The organism is Tahibacter amnicola (assembly GCF_025398735.1).
Lineage (GTDB): Bacteria > Pseudomonadota > Gammaproteobacteria > Xanthomonadales > Rhodanobacteraceae > Tahibacter > Tahibacter amnicola.
Genome location: NZ_CP104694.1, coordinates 2,030,832 through 2,057,226, shown reverse-complemented (window position 1 = coordinate 2,057,226; position 26,395 = coordinate 2,030,832). Strand labels below are relative to the sequence as shown.

The 26,395-nt window shown below is 63.3% G+C and carries 17 protein-coding genes; 5 read left to right on the top strand and 12 right to left on the bottom strand.

Annotated features, from left to right (window positions below):
• The first annotated feature begins 6 nt into the window (after window positions 1-6).
• Window positions 7-3,612 (top strand): M36 family metallopeptidase, encoded by a 3,606-nt coding sequence (locus N4264_RS08700; RefSeq protein ID WP_261696649.1) that lies wholly within the window; start codon window positions 7-9, stop codon window positions 3,610-3,612.
• 55 nt (window positions 3,613-3,667) lie between these two features.
• Here N4264_RS08700 and N4264_RS08695 read toward each other — a convergent pair whose 3' ends face one another.
• The 7 genes from N4264_RS08695 to N4264_RS08665 form a co-directional block, all read right to left on the bottom strand.
• On the bottom strand, window positions 3,668-4,675 hold the full coding sequence (locus tag N4264_RS08695) for a hypothetical protein (RefSeq protein WP_261696648.1): 1,008 nt from the start codon (window positions 4,673-4,675) through the stop codon (window positions 3,668-3,670).
• 191 nt (window positions 4,676-4,866) lie between these two features.
• Window positions 4,867-5,511 (bottom strand): retron Ec78 anti-phage system effector HNH endonuclease PtuB, encoded by a 645-nt coding sequence (ptuB, locus tag N4264_RS08690; RefSeq protein ID WP_261696647.1) that lies wholly within the window; start codon window positions 5,509-5,511, stop codon window positions 4,867-4,869.
• Between the two features lie 3 nt (window positions 5,512-5,514).
• On the bottom strand, window positions 5,515-6,927 hold the full coding sequence (locus N4264_RS08685; RefSeq protein WP_261696646.1) for an AAA family ATPase: 1,413 nt from the start codon (window positions 6,925-6,927) through the stop codon (window positions 5,515-5,517).
• Window positions 6,928-8,033: 1,106 nt separating this feature from the next.
• Window positions 8,034-9,071 (bottom strand): phosphate ABC transporter substrate-binding protein PstS, encoded by a 1,038-nt coding sequence (gene pstS, locus N4264_RS08680; RefSeq protein ID WP_261696645.1) that lies wholly within the window; start codon window positions 9,069-9,071, stop codon window positions 8,034-8,036.
• A gap of 242 nt (window positions 9,072-9,313) precedes the next feature.
• Window positions 9,314-10,183 (bottom strand): CHAD domain-containing protein, encoded by an 870-nt coding sequence (locus N4264_RS08675; RefSeq protein ID WP_261696644.1) that lies wholly within the window; start codon window positions 10,181-10,183, stop codon window positions 9,314-9,316.
• An 89-nt stretch (window positions 10,184-10,272) separates the two neighbouring features.
• The gene (locus N4264_RS08670; RefSeq protein WP_261696643.1) at window positions 10,273-12,123 is read right to left on the bottom strand and encodes a phytase; all 1,851 of its coding nucleotides are present in this window, start codon (window positions 12,121-12,123) and stop codon (window positions 10,273-10,275) included.
• A 21-nt stretch (window positions 12,124-12,144) separates the two neighbouring features.
• Window positions 12,145-14,457: a TonB-dependent receptor plug domain-containing protein gene (locus N4264_RS08665; RefSeq protein WP_261696642.1), complete on the bottom strand. Its 2,313-nt coding sequence runs from the start codon at window positions 14,455-14,457 to the stop codon at window positions 12,145-12,147.
• A 289-nt stretch (window positions 14,458-14,746) separates the two neighbouring features.
• On the opposite strand from N4264_RS08665, the gene N4264_RS08660 reads away from it, so the two are divergent.
• From N4264_RS08660 to N4264_RS08650, 3 genes are all read left to right on the top strand, one after another.
• The gene (locus tag N4264_RS08660) at window positions 14,747-15,643 is read left to right on the top strand and encodes a GGDEF domain-containing protein (RefSeq protein WP_261696641.1); all 897 of its coding nucleotides are present in this window, start codon (window positions 14,747-14,749) and stop codon (window positions 15,641-15,643) included.
• An 8-nt stretch (window positions 15,644-15,651) separates the two neighbouring features.
• Window positions 15,652-16,674 (top strand): AraC family transcriptional regulator, encoded by a 1,023-nt coding sequence (locus N4264_RS08655; protein ID WP_261696640.1) that lies wholly within the window; start codon window positions 15,652-15,654, stop codon window positions 16,672-16,674.
• 71 nt (window positions 16,675-16,745) lie between these two features.
• Window positions 16,746-17,792, top strand: a complete 1,047-nt coding sequence (locus N4264_RS08650; protein WP_261696639.1) for a TIGR03032 family protein — start codon at window positions 16,746-16,748, stop codon at window positions 17,790-17,792.
• Between the two features lie 63 nt (window positions 17,793-17,855).
• Here N4264_RS08650 and N4264_RS08645 read toward each other — a convergent pair whose 3' ends face one another.
• The 5 genes from N4264_RS08645 to N4264_RS08625 form a co-directional block, all read right to left on the bottom strand.
• Complete coding sequence (locus N4264_RS08645) at window positions 17,856-19,424, bottom strand: integrin alpha (protein ID WP_261696638.1); 1,569 nt, start codon at window positions 19,422-19,424, stop codon at window positions 17,856-17,858.
• A 404-nt stretch (window positions 19,425-19,828) separates the two neighbouring features.
• Window positions 19,829-22,213: a type IV pilus modification PilV family protein gene (locus tag N4264_RS08640; protein ID WP_261696637.1), complete on the bottom strand. Its 2,385-nt coding sequence runs from the start codon at window positions 22,211-22,213 to the stop codon at window positions 19,829-19,831.
• 9 nt (window positions 22,214-22,222) lie between these two features.
• Entirely contained in the window at window positions 22,223-23,848 is a 1,626-nt protein-coding gene (locus N4264_RS08635; RefSeq protein ID WP_261696636.1) for a hypothetical protein, read from the bottom strand.
• 68 nt (window positions 23,849-23,916) lie between these two features.
• The gene (locus N4264_RS08630) at window positions 23,917-24,669 is read right to left on the bottom strand and encodes a PilW family protein (protein WP_261696635.1); all 753 of its coding nucleotides are present in this window, start codon (window positions 24,667-24,669) and stop codon (window positions 23,917-23,919) included.
• 15 nt (window positions 24,670-24,684) lie between these two features.
• Window positions 24,685-25,515, bottom strand: coding sequence for a pilus assembly FimT family protein (locus N4264_RS08625; RefSeq protein WP_261696634.1), 831 nt, complete (start codon window positions 25,513-25,515; stop codon window positions 24,685-24,687).
• A gap of 227 nt (window positions 25,516-25,742) precedes the next feature.
• Between N4264_RS08625 and N4264_RS08620 the strand changes: the two genes are divergently transcribed.
• Complete coding sequence (locus N4264_RS08620; RefSeq protein ID WP_261696633.1) at window positions 25,743-26,150, top strand: type IV pilin protein; 408 nt, start codon at window positions 25,743-25,745, stop codon at window positions 26,148-26,150.
• Window positions 26,151-26,395: the final 245 nt, after the last annotated feature.

The following is a 26,395-nucleotide window of genomic DNA, read 5'->3' as shown; positions in this document are numbered from 1 at the left end:
CTCCCAATGGCGATTTTGATGCGAACCTCGCAGCATGGATGGCGCGTGTCTGGCCGGAAACCGTTGATAAGCGCACTCTGTGCTGCACTGTCCCTGCTTGCCGGTGCCGGCCAGGCCGGCGCCACCAGCGGATTCGACGCGCTGGCGCTGGCACCGGCAGACAAGGCGCCGGCCGTCCGCGAAGCCGCCGTACTCGACAGTTTCCGCGGTCACTTCAATGACCAGCTCGGCCTGCCCACCTTCCTGTCGGCCACTGAGCACACACCCAAGCTTTCCGACTCGCTCCTGCTGCGCAACGATCCCGCCGCCGTGGCGCGCGACTACCTCAAGACGCTGCGCAGCGCCTACCGGATCGAGCCGGATGAAATCGACGCCCTTCACGTGCAGGATCTGCAGCGCATGCCCAACGGTGCCGCGCTGGTGCAGTTCGCGCACCACATCAACGGCGTGGAAGTCTTCCGCGAACGCACATCCGTGCTGATCAATGCGGACGGTGCGCTCAACAGCATCGGCGGCGTCCTCTCCGGCGCTGGCACCCTGCGCCACGGGCGGACCGATTCGCTGTTCCGCCGTTCCGCGCAGCAGGCCGTCGCCGGCGTGCTGGCCGGCTACGGGTTTGCCGATGCGGACCTCATGGCCCAGCTCGATCGCACCGAAGATCGCGACGGCTACACCTTCTTCACGCTCGATGCGGAAGGCCGCGACGGTGCGCGACTGGTCGCGCCGGCACGCGCGCGGCCGGTCTTCTTCCGCACCGCTGCGGGACTGGAAGCCGCCTACTACGTTGAAGCGGACGTCGCCCGCAACAACGGCGAACTGGACGAGTACTTCGCCTACGTCGTCTCCGCCAAGAACGGCGACCTGCTGTTCCGCAAGAATCTGACCAACGATCTCACCCCGTTCACCTATCGCGTCTGGGCCGATCCCGCCACGCGCACACCGCAGCCGGGCCCGGAAGGCCGCGGCGCGACGCCCCACCCGACGGGCATGGCCGACGGTTTCCAGCCCGCCTTCGTTGCACCGGGCCTGATCACGTTGATCAACGCCCTGCCGCCTACCTCGGTCGCCGTCAACGACCCCTGGCTGGCCGACAACGCCACGGATACGCAAGGCAACAACGTCGATGCCTTCGCCAACCTTCAGGACGCAACGCCCGGCGCCTCCACCTTCGATCCGCCGCAGGATTACCGTCCCGAACTCACCGCTGCCGGCACCTTCGACCGCACCTACGACACCAGTGCCGGGCCGCAGGTGACACCCGCCCAGGTGAAGGCCGCGACGACGCAGCTCTTCTACACGAACAACTGGCTGCACGACGACTTCTACGACGTGGGCTTCAACGAAGCCGCCGGCAATGCGCAGAACGACAACTACGGCCGCGGCGGCCTGGGGAACGACAACCTGCGCACGCTCGCGCAAGACGTCTCCGGGCGCAACAACGCCAATATGTCCACGCCGGCGGACGGCTATCACCCGCGCATGCGCATGTACGTGTTCGACGGCAAGAGCGCCAGCCACATGACCACGGCCGGCACGCAGACCGGCGACTACGCCACGGGTGTCGCCACCGGCTTCGGCGCGCAGCAGTTCAATCACAGCGGCGAAGTGGTGCTTGCCGTTGACGGCACCGCGCCCGCCAACGATGGCTGCCAGGCCTTCACCGCACCGGTGACGGGCAAGATCGCCCTGGTCGACCGCGGCAACTGCAACTTCACCGTCAAGGCCATGAATGCGCAGACAGCCGGCGCCACCGGCATCATCGTCGCCGACAACGTGGCCGGCGGCGTGGCCAGCATGGGCGGCGCCGATCCGGCGGTCACCATTCCCGCGCTGCGTGTCACCCTCGCCGACGGCAACGCGATCAAGGCGTCCCTGCCGGGTGTCACCGCGACGATGATGCGCACCAAGGGTACCGATCGCGACGGCACGATCGACAACGCCATCGTCGCGCACGAATGGGGTCACTATATCTCCAATCGCCTCGTGCAGAACTCCTCGGGCCTGTCGAGCAACCATTCCGGCGGCATGGGTGAAGGCTTCGGCGACTTCCATGCCCTGCTCATGATGATCGCCGAGCAGGACGTGCAGGTCGGCAGCAATCCGAACTTCGCCGGCGTGTACGCGGCGGCGGGCTATACCTCGGGCGGGCCCAGCGTCTCAGTGAACCCGAACAACGGCTACTACAACGGTATCCGGCGCTATCCCTACTCGAACAACCTGCGCAAGAACCCGCTGATGTACCGTCACATCGTGACCGGTGCGCCCCTGCCGACCAATCCGGCCCCGGCCTTTGCCGGCGACAACGCCGAGGTGCACGCCACTGGCGAGGTCTGGGCGAGCATGCTGTTTGAATGCTATGGCTCCCTGCTACGCGATACGCAGCGCCTGACCTTCGCCCAGGCGCAGGAGCGTATGAAGCGCTATCTCACGGTCGGCTACAAGCTGATGCCGTTCGCGCCCACCTTCGTCGAAGCGCGCGACGCCATCCTGGCGGCTGCCCGGGCGCAGGATCAGACCGACTTCCAGCTGTGCGCCGCCGGCTTTGCCCGGCGCGGCCTGGGCGTCGGTGCGAAAGGCCCCTCCGACCGCTACAGCGCCACCAACGCCGGCGTCGTCGAGAGCTTCACGCTCGGCGTCTCCGCGTCGCTGTCACGCGCCAGCCTCTCGGACGATGGCAACGGCAGCTGCGATGCCGACGGAGAACTCGACAACATGGAAAGCGGCCGCCTGGTGCTCAATGTCCGCAACGATGGCTTCCAGGCCGGCGCATTCAACCTCACGTTGTCATCGCCGGATACGACGGTGCACTTCCCACAGGCCGATTTCACCACGCCGGTGATCCAGCCGCTGACCAATGCGTCGATCAACCTGCCCATTCAACTATACGACGTGACGGGTATCCAGGTCATCACCGTCAACTACGTCGCCAGCGGCGGAGGACTGCCGGCGCCCGTAGCGGGTTCGCAGCAATTTCGCGTGAACGTCGACAGCGCGCCAGCCGCCGGCGAAGATTTCGAAAGCCTGCAGTACACCTGGACGCCGACAAGCAGTGTCGGCGGCAGCAGCGAACGCTGGGGTCGTCGCGAAGTCGACCCGCTGCAGCACATTGCCAACGGACCGGACCTGGCCTCCGCAGCCCTCACGAACCTTGAGTCACCCGCCCTGCAGGTCAACGCCAGCGGCAATTTCGGGTTCACCTTCAAGGCGCGCCATTCGTTTGAAGGCACGGCCACGTTTTACGACGGCGGCCGCCTGGAGATCAGTACCGACAACGGCACGAGCTGGAATCCCATTGCCGGCAGCGCAGTCACACCCAGTTACGGCGGCGCGATCTCCAACTGCTGCAACAATCCACTCGCCAATCAGCAGGCGTTCGTGGGCAACAGCGCCGGATACCCGGCCTACCAGACGTATACGGTAGACCTTGGCAACGCGTACGCGGGCCAGACGATCCGCATCCGCTTTGTCATCGGTAGCGACGAAGGCATCGGCGCACCCGGCTGGGATATCGACGATGTGACGTTCACGGGTCTGGCGAACACCCCGTTCCTCACCACGGTTCCCGACAACGGCCAGTGCGGCGACCTGCTGTTCCGTGATGGTTTCGAGTAAGTAGCACCACCGGCCGGCCCGCCAACGCGGGCCGGTTGCGGGTATGGCTGAACGTCTACCAGCCCTGGCTCACACTGAGCCAGAGGCTGCGGTCCTTGCCCAGCTGTTGCCCGTTGACGTCCTGTCGCAAGGGCTTCTGCCATTCCAGCCCGACACGCGTGCGGCCCAGCACCGTGTTCACGCCCAGACCACCCTCCAGCAGCCTGCCACCGTAGTTGCGCTGAAAGTCCTCGGGCGCCGCGTGATTGTGCGCGCCGTTATAGTGACCTTCGATCTTGCCGATGTCCTTGTACGCAAGCCGCGTCGACAGGCTCCACCGCGGCGACGGCGACCACGCCGCCCAGACCGTGCCGTTCCATCCGTCGCCCAGGCGAAATCCCGATGCGTTCTGGTCTTCCAGTCGCCGTATCAGACCCACCTGCACGCCGGCACTCCAGGCGTTGTCGCGTCGCACATAGGTCATGCCGGGCAGGAAATCCCAGGTACCCGAACCCAGCTGCATGCCGTAGTGCGCATAGCGGCCGTCGCTACCGCGAATATCCACTTTTCCCGTCGGCGCGCTCAGCGTGGCCGTCAGCAGCCATTGCTGATGCGCGTCACCATGCAGGCGCCAGATTCCCGACATCTGCGTGTCGCCCCATCCGGCGACGTGATCCCGGTGCGCGCCATCACCATGACCGTGTCCACCGCCCGGCTCGCCTCCGTGGGATGCCAGCGCCACCATGCCCATGTCCATCCACATGTACTGCGGCATCAGCATCAGCGTGAGCCGATCGGTGGGCGCGTACATCAGCTCGAACATCGCCATGCGCATGTCCATGTGGCCGGCGCGGCTGTGATACCCCAGCTCCACCAGCGCCGCATCGGAGATCGGCCGACTGCCGCTGCGCACACCGGAATACGTTTCGTCCAGATAGCGCACACCCGCCATCCATCCGCCGGCCGCATGCGCGTGCTCGAACATCACCCCAGCCGGGGCGTGGTCGCTTGCGGCGAGCGAATGTGCGGCGACGATTCCAGGAGCGGCTGCCGCAGCCGCCACAGCAAGACCACGCAATAGCATTCGTATTCCTTCCGTACTCGGCGATTGTGTTCCGGTAGGTGCAGGTTTCGCGATGCCAGGTTGCCTATGCGTGGAGAATCGGACGCTACGCGATGGCAGCTAGCCACACCACGGAAGTCAGCGACGTCTGGCTAGCGTCCTGACAAATACGCTACGAGAGCATTTCACGGTCAATGCACTACCGAGGATCGTCAACGAACGATGGTCAATGTGTGCCGGATGGCTGTTTCAAACGGATGACCCGTGATTGCGGCTAGTTCCTGATGCAGCAGTTGTTGCCATTCCTCTTGGTCACACTCAGGCCGCAACCCCCAAAGCTCAAGCGCTGTTTGGACGTAGCCCGCGGCGGCTTGCTGCCGTCGCCAGCGCAAGGCCGCGTGGCCGTTCAAGTTGAACACCCGAAGTGTTTCGTCGGCACGGCGCTTCTGAATCGCGTCCAGCGACTCCTTCGACACTATCGACCCGTCACTCAGGAACTGAAAGAAGTCGTCCGGGTCGTCTTCGTCTGGCTTGATCAGCAGCGCTGGATCATACGCACCAGCACCCTGGTCTTTGTGTATTCCACAAGAGTTACCGGAATTGCAGGATCCGAATAGATTCGTCCAGTCGAATGTCCGACGCGGGTGATCTCGACGGCGCCAGAAGTGCTCGACATGTCGATTGTGCTCATCGATGGGAGCCTCACAATAGGCACAACGACTTCCCTGCATGTCGTCCAGGCATAGCCAGATCTCAACGTACCCATCGGGAACAGAGATGTCGCCCCAGTAGTGGTGGCCGTGACGGAACTTTCGCAAGCAGGGCGGGCCGTCCAGCCCGCGATTCAATTTGTGCACAGACTATCCTTTGCCCGCTATCGACCGCTTCAGCGAAGCCAGCCGAAGCAATCGATCGCACTCGAGCAGCTCGGGATGCATGGCGCCAAAGAAGTGGTCATTGAGTTCTTTTCGCAGTTGAACTGCACGCTCAGAATCGTGCAAACCTTCATTGATCAGGGCTTTGTAAGCGCTCAGTTGCTCGACAATGGGAACTTCTGGGCGCGGATCAACCCCCATTACTTCGGCAAGCACTGCAGCGCTGTCTACTCCAGCTGTCTGACGCGGAACCGTCTCTACATGGTCTTGGTGCAACAGTCGAATGCAATGCGCGTCAACCGTGGTCAACACATGCGGACTATGAGTCGTCACGACAAACTGCACGCGAGGAAAGGCCTCCTGCAAACTGGACAGAACGGTCTGCTGCCAGCCGGGATGCAGATGCATCTCCACTTCGTCGATCAACACGATTCCTGGAGTTCTCTGGGCGGCCAAAGTGCCCAGGTCGGGATTCAGCTTGAAAGCCCGAAATGCCAAGTCTGCCACTAGTGCAAGCATGCTGCGGATACCGTCGCTCAGCATACCAACTGGCAGCGCACCATGGTCGGGGTGTCGAGCCACCACCTCGTCAAGACTGAAGTCAAACGAAATCTCCCCCCACTCCGTGTCCCGAAGGCAATGGTTTACTGCCGCCTGCAGTACGGCAATTGCGTTGTCGGACTCGATCGATTCCATGACCAGCCCAGTTCGTTGGATTTCGAAGTGCTTCGCAATTGTGTTACGACTCCAGTACTGGAACCAATCCGCAAGAAGCCTGAAATCCGAGCCCGATTCCAGGCACCGGGTGTAGCCGACCATTCGGGATGTGCGGGACAACGACTTGTAAGGCAACCGGTGCAGGTCCCAAAGGCGGCCTGTGCCGTAGTAGGCCACGAGGGGCAGCACCACTGGTTGGCCAATGCCCTCGGCAGCGCGGCGTACACGCCCCTGGAGGAACTTGCCGTACTCGGCCAGAGGAAGGGATTCCTTTCGCGTCGTCTTGGTCTTCGGGCCTCGACGATGACGCTCCCAACGCTGCATTTGCAGGAAGTCGGACCCGATTTCCGGATCGAAGGGAAGCCACCCATCCGCAGCCAGGGAAACGCCCCCATCCGCATATTCCATCGTATTTGTCGTCGGAGAAGCACGGACGAGGCGAATATCCCCGGCAACAAACGTGCGATCTTCTCCCTCATCAAACGCGCCAACCAATGGCCCCAGCGCAATCGCCAACGCATCCAGTACCGCTGTCTTCCCTCGGCCGTTCCTTGCTACCAGAACCGTCAGCCGATCATGAAACTGGATGGTCAGCTGCTCGAAACATCGGAAATTGGTCAGGGACAGTTGCTTGAGGCGGAAACCAGCATCGCCAATCGACTCTTCGATAGAACCCACCATTCATTTACCTCCAGCAATCCTGTAACGGTGTCGCCAGCCGCAGGCGACAGGCCAACGCTACTTCGCCGAATTCTACCGGATCCACCACAGTGAACCGTTGCAGCGGACCGTTCGGCGCTACCTGCGCCAGCGCACGGATATTCGCGTTGACGCGAAACGCGCATCGCGCGCAGAATCACATCGCTGCCGCAAATCCGGCGGCCCGGGATTGGTCTCCTGGTACTACCAAGGCGCTCAAGCGCCCATCCGTCGATGTCGGCGCTTTTTTTGCGCCTGCTCGTCGGGTGGGCGCTCTTGCCCCCAGTTTATGGCGGGCGGCGCGTGGCAGCCGCAAGGCTGGCCGGTCCTTGGTAGCCGGTAGACCAACCATGCGTCGTCCGTCACCGATTCGGGTCCGGTGACGGGTCATGGCCACTCGTCGAGGACTCCGCAGTGTCTCTTCGCAGCGAATACCTGTTCGTACCGAGCGAACCTTTCCTGACGCGTCGACTCCGACGCCACCCGCACCAGAGGCGTTCCGCATGACGCGGCCGCCCTGCCGGCTCTATGACGGGCGACGCATTGGCAGCCGCAAGGCTGGACGGTTGCGCCAACCGGGACGCCAACCATGCGTCGCCCGTCACCCTTTCTGACGAAGGTACCCGTCATCCGTCGTCACGCCGTGAGAATGGCGCAATGACTCCAGGAGCGTGTGATCACCGAAGGTGACCGCACGACCCGGGCGCCCGCAGTTGTCGGTCGCCCGATCGTGCGTTTTCTGCGCAAACACACGCTACTGAATGCGTATCATCATGGTGAAATCTGCAGGACGTCCTGCGACCGTCCCGATGCGCGATGGCTATTGACGACAGCATTGCCGGTCGGAATCGCGGGGCCAAACGCGTGTTCCGGCCGACGTCCACTCCGTTGCCGCGGCCGCGGTTGACGGCCCTTCCACGCCACCTGCGCAGGTGCCTTTCCGCGAGGAGGTACATCACACAGACGCGCGCTTCGGGAAGTCGCCGGACGTTCCGGCGACTTCCGTCGACCGTGGCTTCACCACGATGCGGACACCTGCCGCATGGACAGCGGAATTCGCGTGCGACGCGTCCGGCGCCACCTGCGTGTCAGCGCGTGACCTCCTTGGCCCATGCCGCTTCCACCAGTTTCACCACACGCTCGGGCATCGGCGTGTAGCCCTGTGCGTCGGCGAGAGTGGCACCGTTGCGCAACACCCAGGTGAAGAAGTCGAGCGTCCCCTGGTCCTCCGCCATCTTGCGTGGCGTGCGCGGCATCACTACCCAGGTCACCGCCGCAATTGGCCAGGCATTGGCATCCTGCACGCCACTGAGCAAAGTGCTGAAATGCGGTGCGCTTTCCCAGTCGGCAGCGGCGACTGCGTTGGAAATCGTCGTCTGCGTGGGGGCAATGGTCGCACCTGCGCTGTTGCGCAGCCCGGTGATGGACATGTTGTGCTCCAGCGCATACCCGTACTCGACATAGCCGATCGAATAGGGCGTCTGCGTGATCTTCTGTCCGACACCATCGTTGCCCTTGGCAGGTACGCCAGCGGGCCATTGCGGCAACTTGTTCGTGCCGTACTTCTCTGCCCACGCCGGACTCACGCGCGACAGGAAGGCGGTCAAGTTGTAGGTGATGCCCGAGCTGTCGCTGCGATGAACCACGGTGATGGGTTGGTCCGGCAAGGTCATGCCCGCGTTGGCCGCCTGCAGCGCAGGATCGTTCCACTTTGTGATCTGGCCGAGAAACACTTGCGCCAGCAGCGGCCCGCTGAACTGCACGCGTTTGCGTTCGCCCGGCATGTTCGCGACGACAACGATGCCACCCGCAACGATCGGGAACTGCGTAAAACGGTTCTTGGCGAGATCTTCCTCAGACAGCGGCGCATCGGATGCCGCGAAATCCACCTTTCCCGCCACCAGCTGTTCCACACCCGCGCCGGATCCCACGCCACTGTAGGTCACTTTCGCTCCCGATTGCCGCCCCCACGCATCGGCCCATCGCAGCATGATCGGCTGTACGAACGTGGATCCCGCACCACTCATGTCAGCGACGGCCGGGAATGCCGCTGCACAGCCGGACAGCAATGTCGCGAACACCAACCCGAAACGGTTCTTGCACACGCGTGAGGCAACCACACTCATGACGTACCTCCTCGGGAATGGCCGTCACGGCAACGCCGGCACGGCCGGGGCTGCGGCGCCGGGAAACCCGGCACCGGGGATGGGACATTCCCGAGCCTAAGGGGCAGATGTCAGAGCGTGATGACACTAATGTTTCAACGGACGAAAAATCCGTAAATTGTTTTTGTGAAGGCGTGGGGGCATGGTTCGGCACGACGTGCCGGGCGCCGAATGACGTGGCAGCAACGATGGCCTTCCGCGATCTACACGGCCGGCGCCAAGCGCCTGAGCCGCTCGCTCACCCCTCGAAGCAATGCCAATCGGTGGGGAAATTCCCGCCGGCGCCGCAGGAAGGCGCGAAGCAGGTGCAGATCCTGCTGCTTGCCAAGGGCATCTGTCAGCGCGACAAGACGCTTTTCCTTGGGCAAGTGCGGTGACGCGTCGCGCAACAGCCGCTTTGCCGCCAACCGGGTCTGCGATGGCACGGACTTTTCCTGCATGAGCCCGCCCAACAGTTGCACCTGCATCCGCAGGCGTCGCGCGCGACGGCGCCAACGGTGAAAGTCCGCAGTGGTTTTTGCAACGAGAGCGCCTTTCTCCGCGCGGCGCACCCGCGCGGCACTTTTCTTCAATGCCGCGTGGAAGTCGACGGCGACGCCGTCAGGCGGCGAGCCCCGCCGCATCCGGGTGGCCAGGCTTGCCAATTGACGACGCCGGCGCGCGAATGCCGGATCCTGCGCCAGCATCTCACGCACTATCGCGTCACGTCGCTGCACCAAGTGCTCGCGCAAGGACTTCCACGCTGCGGCGGTCGCCCCATCAGCAGGCATCCGCGCAACGGCGAGGACATGCGCGTCACGCAGCCGCGACAAGCCACGTCCCAGGCGACGCGCCTGACGGTCGAGGACGTCGGTAAGATCTGGCGGAACGCCGATACCTAAAGCAAGCAGCGACCGGAAGCGACGCAGCGCCTTGCGCGATTCATGGATCGCCGCGTGGGGGTGTCGCTGCACGCGGCGCCAGTGTCGATCGGCCTGCTCCAGTTGATCCAGTGCCAGCGCGAACAGTGCCTGGCTCAGCGACACAGCGGCGCTGCGGGACGGCGGCGATCGACGGGAAGCAGCGGGCGTCACGGCAAGATCCCAGGCCAGGGTTTCCCATCCTCCCCGACAGCGACCCCAACGGCAAGGGGCCGCGCACATACGCCACACTGCCTGCCCGTTCAGGGCAGTCCGAGCGCCTTCACCACATCTGCCCACGCGACGTACTTGAAGTTCTGCGGCCCGTCGGGCAGGCGCTTGAAGCCGTCCTGCACCACCAGGAGCCCTTGCGTGTAGTCCTCCCCCAGCGCCGCCGCCGTGACGTCCAGCCCGTCGGTTTCAGACGTCCCGTCGATCACGCGCTGGTGGTCCAGGGCAATGCCAAATGTGCCCCGCACCGCGTACGGCGCCATCGCATCGAGCACGACATAACTGTTGTTCCCCTGGCTCGACACGACGAGATAGGGCTTTGCTCCGTGATGGATCGCCATGCCTTCCACATCAGCGCGCAAAATGTCACCGACGGGAAGGATCAACACCGGCCTGGCCGGTGCCTTTCCGTCGGCGGCCAACGCCCACACGCCCCGCTTTTCCTCACCGATGAACAGGCGCCCGCGCACATCGTCCACGACGCAACCTTCGGGCTGGGATTCCAGCTCGAACTGGCGCAACAAGGTGCCGCCCCAGCGTCCGTTCCTACGGGTGACGGCAAACTGCCTGACGGATCCATCCTTGTCATTGGCGACCACCTGAAGGCCGCCGCCCGGCGGGGCGTACAGGCAAACGCCGTAGATATCGCGCAGACCCGTCGGAATGCGGTGCAGCTCCTGCACCAGGCCTTCCGCATCAATGCCGAACACCACCAGACTGTGGTCATCACGATGCGTCGCGACCGCAAGATCGTACTGCGCCTTGCCAAAGCGCACCCGCTGGCGCAGATCAACGTTGTTCAGACGGCCCACGTCCAAGGTTCGTAGCAGGCTGCCCGCCAGATTGAACACCAGCAGCCCCTGCTTCTTGTCGGTTCCCAGTACACGTGACAGACGCGGTTGCGTCGGATGCACCCAGATGGCGGGGTCGTCCGCCGCATCCCCCAGGCGGGCTACCGGGTCGGTCTGCGCGCGCGGTGTGACGGTCGCCATCGCCGCTGCGGTCGTCGACGGTGCCTTCCATGGCCGGCTGTAACGCTGCCACGGAGTGGCCGAGCCCGAGGCGGCCAGAATGTCGATCGATTCCCCGACTGGGTGGGCAAGCAAAGCGTCGACCGGACCGGACGTGCGGATTGACGCTTCAGCGCCCCAACCGTCCGACGTTTCACGCAGGACGCGAATGATGCCGGCCGCGTCGTCGGCGACGGCCAGGCCGCCCGGAAGCGTGACCAGCGGGCCGGCGTCGCCCTCGAGCGTCCCCCATGGCTTGCGCAGCAGCACGGGACGACGTTGCGGTGCCCTTTCACTGGCAATGTCGTAGGCCCAGATGCCGACACCCGCTTCGCCGACAAACAACGTCCCGGTCGCATCGTCGACGGCGCAATGCTCGGCGCCTGCCGGCAGCGCAAGACGCCGAAACAGCACCGGCCTGTCGCCGAGCAACCATTCCTCCGACAAGCCATCCTTCCCTATGACGACCAGGTGATCCACATTCCGGCCGTCGCGATAGAGGCAGAGCGTCTCGACCATCACCGTCGTGATCGATAGCGGGTCGCGAATCGTCCAGCGGCCGCTCGCCGGCAACACGTCGAGCATTTGCACCTGCTGCGTGTCGGCGTTCATCACGACCGCGAACAGACCGTCCTTCGTGGAACGCGCATCGAGGTGTTCGCCGCGAACGCGCAACACCGCCTGCTCCTTTCCGTGCGCGTCGATCAAGCGGACGGCGCGCGCTTCGCGCACCAGCCAGCCGCCACCGGCGGCCACGACTTCTTCCGCACCGGCGGGCGGAAGAAGGGTCGCGGAAGCGCGCGCCATGTCCATCGCGCCGATCGCGCACAACACCAGACCGCACAAAGAGTGAATGATCGTACGTTTGTTCACAATGGGTTCCATCATGGGTACTCAGAACGCAAACCGGGCGATCAGCTGCACGACGGGGCCGGATTGCTCGCTTTCCAGCTCGTACTCGTCGAAGTCGCGACCCTGCTGGTCCCCCAGCGTATCGAACTTGCCGAAGAACTCGTCCTTCCTGGCGTTGAGCAGGTTCGAGGCAGTCAGGCGGACTGACACGCTGTCGCCAAAGCGCTTCTCGACGAACGCCTCCAGATCGGCGCCGTACTCGGTGCGCACTTCTTCGGCAAGCAGGCGTTGCTCGGCGTCACCTTGCTTGCGGTAACTGGCCCCCACGCTCATACCGACCGATGGAATGTCGTGAATGACGCCGACGTTGTACACAAAGCGCGGCTGGTTGTTGAAGCGCCGCGCACCCATCGCATCGCGCACGGAACTGTCGAGCCAGGAGTAGTTCGCAAACACGCCGGTATCCGGCAACCCCAGCGCCGTGAGCGGCGTGGAAACATCCAGCTCCACGCCGTAGACGCGGCCGTGCCCGACATTGGCCGCACTGAAAACAAAGCTGTCAGGGTCAAATACGGGATAGCCGGGCGTGGCCGCGGTCGCGCCGGGATGTTCCTCAAGGAATTCATCCACCGCCTCTTCGTAGTCATCCAGTGCCGTCGCACTGGGAGTCCCCGTGTTCACCACTTCTATCAAGTCCCGCACGTTACGGTAGAACAGGTTGATACCTACGACGCCGCGCTTGCCCAGCCGATGTTCGAAACCCAGGTCCAGACCCCAGGCATTCTCCAGTTTCAAGGACGGATTGCCGATGAAATCGTTGTCACCGAACTCCTCCTCCAATGTCACCGGCAGCAGTTGCTTGAAATCTGGCCGGCGCACGGTACGCGCCAGCGACAGCCGGAGGCGATCGCCATCGCTCAGCTCCCAGCGAAAGTGGGCGGACGGTAGAAGGATGCGGTACTCATTCGCCACAGCCTCATTGTCGGAGTGGATATCGGCGTCGGTACGTTCGTAGCGCAATCCGGTTTCCCACCGAAGCGCGCGCCCCTGGCCGGACCAGGTGATCCATGGATCGACGCGCCGTTCCTGGATGTCACTGGCAACGTGCACGAATTCCGTGTACGGCGGCAACGGCGCGTGCTCTTCGTCCGTATCGACTTCGGCGGTCAACAGTGTCGTGTCACGATCCTTGCGTTGGAGATCGATCCCGAATGCGAGTTGCCGTCCACCGATGGCGCGCTGGTGCGATACCCGGAGGGTCGTTTCCGTGTCGTGCGTAGCCGTCAGGGTCCGCGTGCCTTCGCGTTCGTCGAAAGCGGGCGGCATTTCCTCGTCATCGAAGCTGCTCTCTTCTTCCGTGTCGAAACGCGAATCGTCGAAAGCGGCGCGTTGCAGCGAGATCTCTGTCGCACCACCCAACCCCTCGAACCGGTACGAAGCGGCCAGGGAGTAGTTGTCCTGATCGATATCGACGACCTGGTCGTTGACCGACACCCGGTGCGCGATGGCACGACTGACGGGGTCATTGAACTCGACGGAGTGTTCCGATTCGCGGCGATCCGTGCGTACCAGGAAGGCAGACAGATCCAGCTCCCCCGGACCGAACTCGCGGTGATAGCTCAGGTTTGCCGAGTAGTCGGTACCGTCGCGGATATCATCCTGGTCTTCGCGATCGACGAAATCGCCGCCGGGCTCCTCAAAGCGGACGCTCTGCTTCTGCTTGGGGTTGTACCGCCCCTGCACATTGAAGCCCGCGAGCAGTCGGCCACCGCCGACATCACCGCCGGCGAGGCCCCCGTAGGTGGGTTTCATCGTGCCATCGTCAAAGTGCAGCGCGCCGGCGCGCAGGTAGGCGCCATCGAATGCGTAGGCCTCGCGCAGCACGATATTGAGCGCACCGGCGACGGCGTCGCCGGACCGGCTCGCGCTGGCGCTGCGGACGACCTCGATATGGTCGACCAGTTCGGCCGGAATGCGATCGACGAAGAACGAGCGGTCATCGCCAGCGCCGGGTACTTTCTTGCCATTGATCAGCACCTGCGTATATGCCGCCTGCAGGCCCCGCAGCTGGGCGCCGTCGTATTCCAGAACGTCGGACACGAAGGCGACACTCGGCACGCGCTTGAGCATGTCGCCCACCGTCAGCGGTTCAAAGCGCTGGAAATACTCCAGGTCGTACACGAGAACCGGTGGTGTCTCGTCACTGCGATCGCGATAGGTGATGTCCGCCTGGACGACGATTTCGTCCATGGACGTGGCGACGTCCGGGCCGGCCTGTTCCGGCGCGGCCCGGGACTGTCCAATGGCCAGAGCCAGTGCGACGGCAAGCACCGTGCGCTTCGCATCGTTTTTCATGTGGGGCAACCCTGAGCGACGTGAGGTCGCGGACTTTCAGGTCACCGCATGACAGTCCCGTGACGTCACACCGCGAATTGATGGGAAATCAGGGTGTTTTTCCGATTTTTCGAACGCCAGTGAGCCGATCGGACCACGCGATGCCGCGCTCCCGTCGCAGCGATGCCGGCAGGGTACGATGCGGCGCCTCCGCGCTGAGCTGATCGGACCCGTCGCCGGTGGATGTCGCCATAGTGTCATCGCCACGACATACGGTTTGGCCGAATTCTCCCGGGCATCCTGGTGCACCATGCTGGCTTTGCATCGTTCGACCCTGCTGGGCTGCGCCGCGGCGCTGGCTGGCATTTTCGGTCTATTCGTGTTTTCCGGCAGTGCGAAGCCGCCGCAGGCCTGGACGTGGATCGATATCGTTGGCGAGGGCGGCACGACGCTGATGTGTGCGCTGTGGCTGGTGTTCCTGCTTGACGGCAGACCGCGCGGGCGCGTCACCCGGCTGCTGGCCGGTGGCCTGGCTGCCGTGCTGCTGGCGGCATGGACGGATTGCCTCGATGAGTTCTTCCAGGTCGACAAGCTGCAGCGCTGGGACAACCTGCTAGAAGGCACGCTGATGCCGGTGGGCGTGATCCTGCTGACGGCCGGGCTGTATTTCTGGCGCGAGGAACAATCCGCCTTGTCGCGACAACTGCGCAAGCGTGAGCGACTGTTCCGCGAACATCGTGCATTCGACCGTGTGACGCAGCTGGCTGATGCGGAATATCTCGTGCAGCAGATTCGCCTCGAACTGTCGGGCCAGCAGGCGACAAGCGGCGCACTGGTGCTGTTTGACATTGATGACTTCCATCGGATCAATCACACCTTCGGACCGTCTGAAGGCGATCGCGTCCTGCAGGCCGTGGCGCAGGTGATGCTGCTGAACCTGCGGAATGCAGACCTGCTGTGCCGCTATGCGGGCGATCGCTTCGCCGTACTGATGCCGGGCCGGGACGCCGCGCAAGCGCTCCGGCATGCTGCACGTCTGGCGCGCGCCATCGAAGGACTGACCCATCACACCTGCGCCGACGACCAGGCGATCTCCTTCACGGTGCGCTACAGCGCATCATCCATCGACGGTGAACCCGAGGCATTGCTCGGCGCACTCAATCGTGCAATCGAGCACCCGGCACATTGGGCAACACACGCCGCATAGACACCACCGTGACCGCCTATACACTGCGAGAGACACCGGCGATCGCGACGATCTACCAGCCTGCACTGATCATCGACCACGTGCGACGCTGCGAGGTGGACACGCGACGGATTCTGCGCGAAGCCGGACTGGAGCCGGCGGTGTTGCATGACGCCGCATGCCGGATCAGCGCCATGCAGCTGTGCCGCCTGTTCGAAGCCACGTTCGCAGCCATCACGGGGCCTGACGAACCCTTCCTGCTCGGCCAGTCATTGCTGCCCGCACATTTCGGCGCGGCCAGCCATGCGATGGCCCTGGCACCGGATCTCGGCCACGCGCTGGAAGCGCTTTGCCGCCACGCCAGCGTGCTCAGCCCGCTGCTGCGGCCACGCTTGCGGATGGAGGGGGCCCTGGCCGTCCTGTACTTCACTGACAGCCACGGCACGGGTTCGGTGCACCATCGCCTGGTCGACCTGCAGATGAGCGCCGTCGTGGCAATGGCGCGATGGCTGGGTGGCCAACGCCTGCCCTGGCAGTTCTGCTTCAACCGCACGCCGCCACGCCGCTGCGCCCAGTACGAAGTACACCTGGGGCCGTCGCTGCGCTTCAACTGCCAGCTCGACGCGCTGCTGATCGATGCACGATGGCTGGCCGTGCCCTGGCCACGCGGCAATGCGCTGGCCGCCGCCATGGCCGGTCGCGAGGCCGCCGCGCAGGACCACGCGCCCGGCGTTGTCGATGCGCTCTACGATCACTTGTTCGAGCACATCCGCCGCGCACCGACGCTGGACAGTGCGGCTGCTGCCCTGGGAGTGAGCCCGGCCACACTCAAGCGGCACCTCGCACAGTCCGGCACGCATTTCCAGGCAGAGCTGGACCGGGTTCGCACGCACGTATCGCTGCACTTGTTCCACACCGTCGGCATGGACAACAGCCGCGCCGCCGCCTATCTCGGCTTTCACGACGCCGCGAATTTCCGCCGTTCCTTCAAGCGCTGGACTGGACTTACGCCATGCTCGCTGCGCGCGAGCCTGCTTCCTGGCCCCGCCTGAGTACCGCGGACGACCAGGAGCGCGCCGACACAGGTATCCTGTGCCTGCCGACGCCTCCGACGGATTCGCCCATGAGCAACCCCTCAGGCCTTGAGATCCACTCCTCGCGATTGTTCGAATCGTGGCTGGCCGAACAGAAGGTGAGCCTGGCATTCACGACCTACCAGGCGGGCAAGCTGTTTTTCGTCGGGATCGACCCGGCAGGGCGCCTGGCCGTGTTCAACCGCACGATCGCCCGCGTGATGGGTCTCGCGGCTCAGGGCGACACCTTGTGGGTCGCGACGCTGTGGCAGCTGTGGCGATTTGAGAATGCGCTCAAGCCGGGCGAGGTGTTCGGTGCACATGACCGCTACTACGTCCCGCAACTGGCATACACGACGGGCGATATCGATGTACACGATGTCGGAATCGATGCGGCAGGTGATCCGATCTTCGTCAGCACCTTGTTCTCGTGCCTGGCGCGGCCGGACGCCCGCTACAGTTTCATTCCGGTGTGGAAGCCGCCGTTTGTCAGCCGCTACGCCGCCGAGGACCGCTGCCACATGAATGGGCTGGCGATGGCGGATGGCGCTCCCGCCTACGTGACGTGCGTGGCGCGCAGCGATGCCAATGAGGGTTGGCGCGAGCATCGCACGCAGGGAGGCATCGTCGTCGACGTGAAGAGCGGTGCGATCGTGTGCGAAGGATTGTCCATGCCGCACTCGCCGCGGATGTATCGGGGAAGGCTGTGGGTGCTCAATTCCGGCACCGGCGAATTCGGCTATGTGGACCTTGCCGCCGGGCGGTTCGAACCCGTCGCCTTCTGCGCCGGCTATCTGCGCGGCATGAGCTTCTGCGGCGACTTTGCCGTCGTCGGTCTTTCCAGGCAGCGACAGAACCGCACTTTCAATGGATTGCTGCTGGATCAGCGCCTGGCGGAGAAAAACGTCTCGGCCCGCTGCGGGTTGGCCGTGATTGATCTCAAGCGCGGCGACGTCGTGCACGAGCTGCGTCTTGACGGTGTGGTGGAGGAACTGTTCGACACCGCCGTGCTGCCTGGCGTATGCAATCCGGCGGCCGTCGGCTTCATGGCCGACGACATCAAGCGCACCTTGTCACTGCCACCGGACATTGGCTGAGAACGCCGCAACGCACGACGGCCGCTGCCTGGCGACAGCGGCCGCCCGGATGCGATACGTCGGTTACTGCTGCGGTTCGAAACCGTTGGCGAAGATGGTGTCGTTCCCGAACACGACGTAGGTATTGCCCGAGAAACTGCCGTGCGGATCGGCACCCGGCGCGCCGAGCACGACATCGCCCAGGCCATCACCGTTGAGGTCACCGGCGGCGCCCACGGTCTGGCCGGCGTAGTCGCCACCGGATGCGCCGTTGATCACCATGCCAGTCGTGCCGTGCAGGGACGACATTTCCACCGTCGCCGGAAACGCACCGCGCTTGCCGAACATGATGTAGGCGCGGCCGGCTTCCACGCCACCGGGATCAGCCTTTGGCGCACCGATCAGGATATCGGCGATGCCGTCGCCGTTGACGTCGCCCGCGCGGCTCACCGACGTACCTGCGACGTCGCCGTCGGACGCGCCGTTGAGACGGAAGCCGTTGACACCGTCGATGGAATTTAACGGCAGGTCGGTCGGCAGGCCGCCTTGGCGGCCGAACACCACATAGGTGCGGCCGGAGTAGCTGCCATGCGGATCGGCCAGGTAGGCGCCGATGATCAGGTCGCCGATGCCGTCGCCGTTGACGTCGCCAGCGGCGTTGACCGAAATTCCCGATCGATCTCCCTCAGCTTCGCCATCGACACGGAACCCCGTGTTCGGGTTCAAGCTGTTCAGAGGCACGTTGCCGGGAAAATTGTTGCGGCCGTAGACCACATAGGTACTGCCCGAGCTCTCACCATGATTGTCGGTACCGATGGCGCCGATAAGCAGGTCCGAACGGCCGTCGCCGTTGAGGTCACCCGCGCTACCGACCGAGATACCGGAAAGATCGCCCGGCCCGTTCCCGCTCAGGCGGAAGCCGGACGAACTGTTCATGGACTTGAGGTTGATCGTCGCTGGAAACGCACCGGACTTGCCAAACACGACGTAGCTGGAACCCACTGAATGCCCGTCACCGGAATGGTAGGCCCCGATGATCGTGTCACCCAGGCCGTCGCCGTTGATGTCACCCGCTGATGCGACGGCGCGACCGGAATATTCACCCGCGTCACCTTCCAGCCGCACGCCATTGGTGCCATTGAGCGTTGACACATTCAACGTGGCGGGAAAGCCGGTGGCTCGGCCGAAGATGATATAGCTGGCGCCCGCTTCGGCGCCGTTGCTCGTTGTCGCGTGATAGGCACCGACGATGATATCGGCGATATGGTCGCCATTGACGTCACCTGCACCACTGACCGCCATCCCCAGGCGGTCATTGGCGGCGGCACCATCAATGCGAAAACCATTCGTGCCGTTGAGCGAAGAAAGCTCCAGCGATGCGCTGTAGGAACTTTTCCCGAATACCACATAGGCACTGCCGGACGAGGCACCGTTCGGATCGGCATCGGGCGCCCCGATAATCAGGTCCGGCTTGCCGTCGCCATTGACGTCGCCCGCGGCGCTCACGCTGAAACCGGAGGAATCACCCGCCGCAGCGCCTGCGATGCGAAAGCCATTGGAACCGACCAGGGATCCCAGCGACACAGTGATGGCCGAGGCTTCCCCTTGCACAACCGCTGCACCGAGCAGGGCCCCGCAAACAGCCCGGCTCAACGGCCGCCACTTCAATCTGAACCGCTTATGCATGATCCCCCCGATCACCATAAAACCTTCGCCCACCCTTCGGGAGGCGACTATGCCTAGGAACTCGCCATGAAATCGTGACGAAATACGCGTGCCCGAGGACCCGCCGGGCCCGCTCACCTCTGCAAGTTTTACACCCCGCCCCTGTGCAATCCATGTGCCCCGTGGTTAACAACTATGGAGCCCTTTGTCGGCGTTTACGCGCCGCTTGTCATTACAATAGCTCTCTAAATTTGCTGGGCTTTTGAGTCAATGACTTAGACGAAATTCCCCGTTGGATCCGCAGGAATTCCGGCATTCCGCCGGAGCGGTTCCCGTAAAGAAAATGGCCGCGGAGCGAACTCCGCGGCCATTGGGTTCTCCACCTGCGAGGGTTACGGACAGGTGCCAGTCTGCTTGACGAAGGTCGTCAACGCGCGTTTCAGGTCAAATACGCTCGCGTCCGGTGTCATGGTCAGGACAATGGTTGTCACTTCCTTGGTCGGATCCTTCGGCGTGCTCGTCGACGGATTGGTCTCCACCGGCGAGGTGAAGGTTGCACCGGATACGGGCGACGCCACGTTGCAGAGCTTGTAGTCGCGATTGACGTAGGAAGTCGCCGCGACGATGTCGTGGTTCTTCGATCCTTCGCAGACTGGCGGGTAGGAATTGGCTACGTAGGAGTAGTTGTTCCCCTTCGACCCGGTGGGACACACGATATTGGTGACACGGTTGTAGTTGCTCAGGATCAGCGTCATCGTGGTCGCCTGGCTGTCGACGGCGCACAGATGCTCGTTGGTTTCCAGCTTCGAGCCATCGGTCGGATCGGTGCCAACCTTGCCGGCGCCGCGGGTACAGCTGGTGACGTTGATGCCACCGGACGGGAAGTTGCCCGAGTCGGCCGTCGAGTCGATGACTTCCAGCACGAATCGCGCGTTCTGGGTCACGCCGCCGGTAACCTGGACGTTCCGCGCCACAGAGAAGGGCTCCGGACGCGTCGTCACGCCATAGCCGGCATCATTCGGATCGATCGGATACTGATCCGTCAGTGCGTCAGCGCCGCGATAGCTGTTTGCCGTTCCCACCGCATTGCCCGACTTCACTGCCGTCACTTCGCCGCGCACAAAGCTGGTCGACGCGTCGTTGGGGATGGCCTCGTTGCGCATCGTGATGATCTGTCGCGCCGAGTTTTCCGCCCATTCGCCGATATTGGTAAGGTTGATCGCCACGAACGGCATGATCTGCAGGGCACTCATCGTCTGGTAGGACGGATACACCATTGAGCATTCGGTATTGGTGCTGTCGGTGCCGACACAATTGAGCTTCTTGATTGTCTCCGGACTGACCCAGTCGGCAAAAATGGCACGCGAGTGCAGGTTCGCGATGCCGCCAACGCGCAGCGTGACAGGGTCAAGCTGACCGAGACTGCCCGATGAGGAAGTGAAGTCCGGGTAGTTCGCCTGGTCGGCCCCGCCTTTGGCCGAATTCGCCAGCGATTCCAGGTACTTCTGGGCAAAGCTGCTATAGGCGGTGGTCGTGCTGCTGCTCAGACTGGTATCACCATTGGTCGCGCGCTCCATGTTGAGCATGGCGACGTTTTCCATGCGTGGATCGGTGGTCGCGCGGTAGATGCCATCCACGCGCACAAAACGGCAGGCCTCGTCGTACAGCTTGTTGCCACCATCGCCGAGCAACTGGAAGGCCGGCGTTCCACCGCGGTTGGTATTCCGATAATGGTTATGGTCGCCGCCGGTGAAATCGCTGGAGGGACGAAACGGATCGAACTTGACCGTCTGCGTGCTCACGTCGTGATGGTCGCGGCAACACACGCTGCACAACCGCTCGTTCTGACCCACGCGATCGTTGATCCAGCCACGCGGCTTGTTGGGCAGCTCCTCGGGCGTGGTGAACTTGTCGCCGTCCCAGTACGAAGGAGCAAACGGACCTTCGTTCTCACCATAGGTGTTGTTCTGCTGGACCGAGGTGCACTGGCAGCTGGTCACCACCGTGTCGATCAGCCGCAGGATGCGCGCATCGTTGCCGTCCTTCACGTAGGAGGCCACCGTGTAGCGCGTCGTGACGTTGCCGTCACTGCCTTCCTGCACCGGCTTCGGATCGGATGAGGCAGATGACTGGTTGTTGCCCACGGCAATCGGCACCACACCTTCCTGCAGCGCGGGATCGTAGATGCGCACCAGCGGGTTCTTGCCGGCCGAGGTGATCTGCTGGATCACAGCCGCCGTATCGCCCGGGTCGATCGCGTCGATGATGTCGCCAACGGTAATGGACGTGGAAGCACCACTGGCCGCGTCCTGCCAGCCCACGGTGACGTCGACGCGCTTGAACTCGGTGCCGGGCTGCAGGTTCGCATTGAAGGCAAGGAGCTGTACGTCGGTGGCCGTGACGCGCGATGCGCCGACATCGGCAAACGCCCTGGTGCTGCGATCGTAGACATAGCGGCGTACCGTCCAGGAACGCGTGAAGGTGGTACCCGTCTGGGCCGCCGTCGTCATGTCGGACAAGGTGGAGCCCGACGCGCCCACCTGGATCGCCTTGTAGCCATCCAGCGACGAGAAGGACTTGAGTTCCTCGAGTTTTTCCTGCGCCAGCGACAGTGCGCTGGTCCGTGCCTTGGTTTCACCGGAGTTGCGCATGACGGTCACTTGCAGAACGGCCAGCGCGAGCAGGCCGATCGACAGCACCAGCAGTGCGATCATCGCTTCGATCAGGCTGAAACCTGTGGCGCGACGGCCAAGAGTTTTCGGATGGATGCGAGTCATGGCCATCTCCTAGAACGCCGTCCTGGAATCCAGCCAGCTGCCGGGCAGGCGCCCGAGCCGGTTGAATGCAGGCGAATTGTTGATGGCGTCGGTAATCTCCTGCGCGTAGACGATATCCAGACCGCCGCGCAGGTTGACGTTGCCTTCGACCACGATGGAACCGAACACCTTCACGTTGCCGGCACCATCCATCGTCGCCGTCCCGTCGGACGAGCGGATGAACATCATGCCGAAGAAGACCGCGTTGCCGGAAAGGCGGACGGCGTTCTCGACGACGAGGACGACCGGTTCCTCGGGCGTGCCCACCACATCTGGCAGGTCGCAGTCTCCTTTCACCCAGATCAGGCCGGTGGATTTTTCATTGAGGCTGTTGCAGTCATTGAGGATCAGCGTCGCCATTCGTTCCAGCGCGGCCATGGCGCAGTCCTGGTTGGCGCTTGTACCGCAGTCCTGGCGAACCTTGGTCTGGCCTTCGTTGACGACGTCCTTGTTGAACATCCACTCGAACAGCGAATCGTCCATGGGATCGTTCGGATCGTCGTAGGGTTCTTTCGGGTAATAAGTGATATCGGGCAGCGCGCCTTTGCCGTTGTCGATATCCAGGATATCGATGCCTTCTCTCTTGATGCGCGCCGAGTGACCAGAAATGATGTCGTCGGCCGGACAGCCGCAGGCATTGTTGCTGTTGGGGCACGTCGTGAGCAGGTCCGCGCGCGGCGTGTCCTGCAGGTATTCGCCCATGTGACAGGTAGACACGCTGCCGATGCCGCCGCCGCTGCTGGCTTCGATATCGACATCGCGGGGACTCCAGATCGAGGCTGGAACACCCCAGCCGCCCGCGTTGGCGCTGGTGACGATCTGCGCGTTGCCAAGACCCTCCACCAGACCAGAGGCCACCAGCGGAACCGGCGAGGCGCCACCGATGGCGCGATACGAAGCCAACGTCTGCTTGACCTCCGCTGACGCCGATTCGCCCCCCATGTCCGCGGTCGACACCAGCGTCACGGCGTAGGAGCGCGAGTCGACGGGATCGGCCGCGCAGGGCTTGGTCGGATCCGGATCGGGCTTGCAGATGCAGGGCCGCGACGGGTTCGCCGTGTCGAGCCGGCACAGCAGGGCCGAGACGTTCGTGGACACCGCGAATTCGCCCTGCCGGGTGGACGCGTCAATCACACCCCCCACCCCAGTGACCTGCGCCTGCGCCGGCACCATTGCGGTGTAGTCGATGGTGGTCCTGCCACCAGAGAAGTAGCGGAACATGCGCGCGCGGCGGACGGTATCGGATTCCGCCAGGCAGGGATCGGGCTGCCCCGATGCAACCGCCACCTGGCAGCTCTGCCAGCGGCTTGCGGCCGGATCGAGCCAGCCGGTGCCGGCCTTGGTCGAAATGACATTGCCGGAGTTTGACTTGACGAACTGTGTCGCCAGGCCCATTGCACTCTCGGCCGCCCCCTGGGTCAGCCGCGCCCGGTTCTCGTTCGTACTGGTACGGTATTCAAAAACACCGACCTTCGCTGCGAAGCCCACGATCACGCTCAGTATCAGCAGCATGAGGATGGACACCAGCAACGTGGTGAATCCGTGCTGTCGATTCCGCAGCGCCGGGCCAGAAGGATATGCGGTCTGCAATCTCATGACATTGCGTCCTATGTTCATCTCCGGCATCGCGAGGTATCCCTTGCCGAAACAGGGGGCCCTATTCACTACGGTGCGGCCGTGCAGTTAGCCAGTGTGCAATCGCTGCGTACCCGCACTTCGTTGACCAGCGTGCGCACCACCTGATTGTTGCCAGGGAGGTTTCCAGCGACGGTCAGGGTCACCACGCGAATGGCGACGCCCGGCGTCGTCGTGCCGACCGGGGCAATACTCTTGGAGTCTTTCGTGTCGAGCTCGAAACGCGTGATTTCCATCTGCTGCGGGTTGGTCAGCGCACACCATCCCGTCGCCGCATTGCAGGCCGGCGGATACACGGCGTAGTTCGCGCCGGCGGCTGCGCAGTCGGGCGTTGCGCCGGTGCCGAAGTTGAACTCCACGGAACGGTTGGCCGCGTTGTAGCGAATGCCGCGACGTTCGGTGGAACCGAGCACGCCCGGGCCGCTGCCGGCAGTGGTCACGGCGCTGTCGTAGGCCAGCACCACACAGCTGGCGACGGTGTTGCCTGCAGTCGGGGTCGGCACGAACTGCATCGATGCGAAGGGCGAGGTGTAGGTCGTGCCCGCGCCGATCGTTCTGTAGGCATTCTGATCGAAGCCGGCGCGACGCAGTTCACGCGTACTGACGTCCATCAGCCCGCGCAGTTCCTGGGTCAGGCGCGTGGTCGAGACGAACTCGGTATTACTGCGCACACCGGCCATCACGAAGCTGAGTGTACTGCCGGCGATGATCAGGCCCACGACCTGGGCGATCATCATTTCGATCAGCGTTACACCGGTCTGGCGGCGGGGATTGATTGTCATTGTCGTTTTCATGGTTCACCCGCACGTGCGCTTGGTGTAATCACTGAGCTTCTTGGATGCCGACGCCGGCTCGCAGGTGGATGCGCGACCGAGCATGTCGATGCTGATGCGAAGCTGGTAAGGACTGAGCGAGGTCAGCGTCAGATTCCCGACATCCGTCGTGCGCGAGAGAAATCCGCGTTTCGGATCGATAAACACCACGCCAGTGCCCGCGCCCATCGTCGGGGCGGCGTTCGCGGTGACGCCGCGCCACTCGCCCTGGTCAGCGGGAAAACGGGCCAGTGCGCAACCTGTTGCGCTGAAGCAATCGCAGGCGGTGTAGTCCGTGGTATCCGTCTGCGCAACGGCCCCCAGGCACATGCTGCCGTTGGTCGCGCGGCGGAAAGTCACCTTGATTGGTGTATTACGTTTCACCGCCTCGAAGCGGGCATTTCCCCAGAAGTCGACAACCTGTTCAGCGGCGCCGCGTAGTGCGGACCGATGGCGAAATTCAAAGAAGGAAGGAGCAGCCAGCGAAGCGAGAACTGCGATCACGCCAATGGTGATCATCAGCTCTATAAGAGTGAAGCCCGAAAATCGCTTCGAGAAGCGAATGCCTGCAGGCGATGTTTTCATGTTTTTCCCCTGAATCGCACTGAATGCGTCAATTTCTTGACTACTGTGCCTGTGCGGCACAAACCGCTCACGCAGCGTCAGCTCAATCCTTTGGGGTTGCGCATTGGGTTTGCGCGTGCTGCGAGCTTGTTTCTCCGAGGCATGAGCAAACGGCGTGCCACCGATTTGCCCTGAGTTTTTAGATGGCCGTTGTCGCGTCGTAGTGCTCTGTATAACTGCGTCGGACGACAAAACCGATCTAACGGCACGTTTCTTTACGGTTTCTAAGGTAGCTCGGTGGCACTTCTCTGCCAACGAGCAAATCCCCTGTTGCGGCCGAAATAATTCGTGAAATTGACGGGCGCCGTCGATTTGAACGGCTCGCCTGGAATGATGGTTGCTGCCCCGTCTGCGCTTCGGAGTACCATCGGCTCTACAAAAGGCGCGTTGTTCTCGTATCCACGTGAAGGAGAACCCCCATGCGGCGGCAGTGGAAAACCCTCGGTTTCACCCTGGTCGAGCTGATGATCGTGGTGGCAGTCATCGCTATCATCGCCGCGATCGCCTACCCGGCATTCACTGAGCAGATGCGTCGCAGCCGACGCTCCGAAGCCGTGACCGGCCTGCAGCAGATTCAATTGCTTCAGGAAAAATACCGCGCCAACAAGCCCACCTACGGAACCGTGGCCCAGATCGGTGCCAACGCCACGTCCGAGCGCGGTTATTACGCCTTCACCATCACCAACAACACGGCGACCGGGTTCGTGGCAACTGCCGCCGCCCAGGGCGTCCAGCTCAAAGACACCAAATGTCTGAGCATGACGCTGACCTATGCCGCCGGCACCACGACCAAGGGGTCAACCACTGGTCTGGAGTGCTGGAATTAGGACGAACGGCAGAAAATGGCCGAAGGACGTTGACACCCCCGTGAGCCGAAAGGCACATTTTTTTCATCGTCGGGGCCGCCAACCGGGGTTTTGACAAATTTCGGCAGTCCGACAGGGGTTTCGGGGCCGCTTAGCGGCTTTCGAGCCAGGAGCGAGCGCCAGGAGCCCTTCTTCGACCAATGTCTTGTCCACCCCGCCACACTGCGGTCGCGTCAACAATCCGACACCACGCACGAACCGTGCCG

What these genes read in the sequence shown, in the direction of transcription:
- N4264_RS08695 (WP_261696648.1), bottom strand. Translation starts at nt 4,675, where the DNA reads ATGCTATTGCGTGGTCTTGCTGTGGCGGCTGCGGCAGCCGCTCCTGGA.
- N4264_RS08650 (WP_261696639.1), top strand. Translation starts at nt 16,746, where the DNA reads ATGAGCAACCCCTCAGGCCTTGAGATCCACTCCTCGCGATTGTTCGAA.
- N4264_RS08620 (WP_261696633.1), top strand. Translation starts at nt 25,743, where the DNA reads ATGCGGCGGCAGTGGAAAACCCTCGGTTTCACCCTGGTCGAGCTGATG.
- pstS (WP_261696645.1), bottom strand. Translation starts at nt 9,071, where the DNA reads ATGAGTGTGGTTGCCTCACGCGTGTGCAAGAACCGTTTCGGGTTGGTG.
- N4264_RS08660 (WP_261696641.1), top strand. Translation starts at nt 14,747, where the DNA reads ATGCTGGCTTTGCATCGTTCGACCCTGCTGGGCTGCGCCGCGGCGCTG.
- N4264_RS08635 (WP_261696636.1), bottom strand. Translation starts at nt 23,848, where the DNA reads ATGAGATTGCAGACCGCATATCCTTCTGGCCCGGCGCTGCGGAATCGA.
- N4264_RS08700 (WP_261696649.1), top strand. Translation starts at nt 7, where the DNA reads ATGGCGATTTTGATGCGAACCTCGCAGCATGGATGGCGCGTGTCTGGC.
- N4264_RS08665 (WP_261696642.1), bottom strand. Translation starts at nt 14,457, where the DNA reads ATGAAAAACGATGCGAAGCGCACGGTGCTTGCCGTCGCACTGGCTCTG.
- N4264_RS08685 (WP_261696646.1), bottom strand. Translation starts at nt 6,927, where the DNA reads ATGGTGGGTTCTATCGAAGAGTCGATTGGCGATGCTGGTTTCCGCCTC.
- N4264_RS08630 (WP_261696635.1), bottom strand. Translation starts at nt 24,669, where the DNA reads ATGACAATCAATCCCCGCCGCCAGACCGGTGTAACGCTGATCGAAATG.
- N4264_RS08640 (WP_261696637.1), bottom strand. Translation starts at nt 22,213, where the DNA reads ATGACTCGCATCCATCCGAAAACTCTTGGCCGTCGCGCCACAGGTTTC.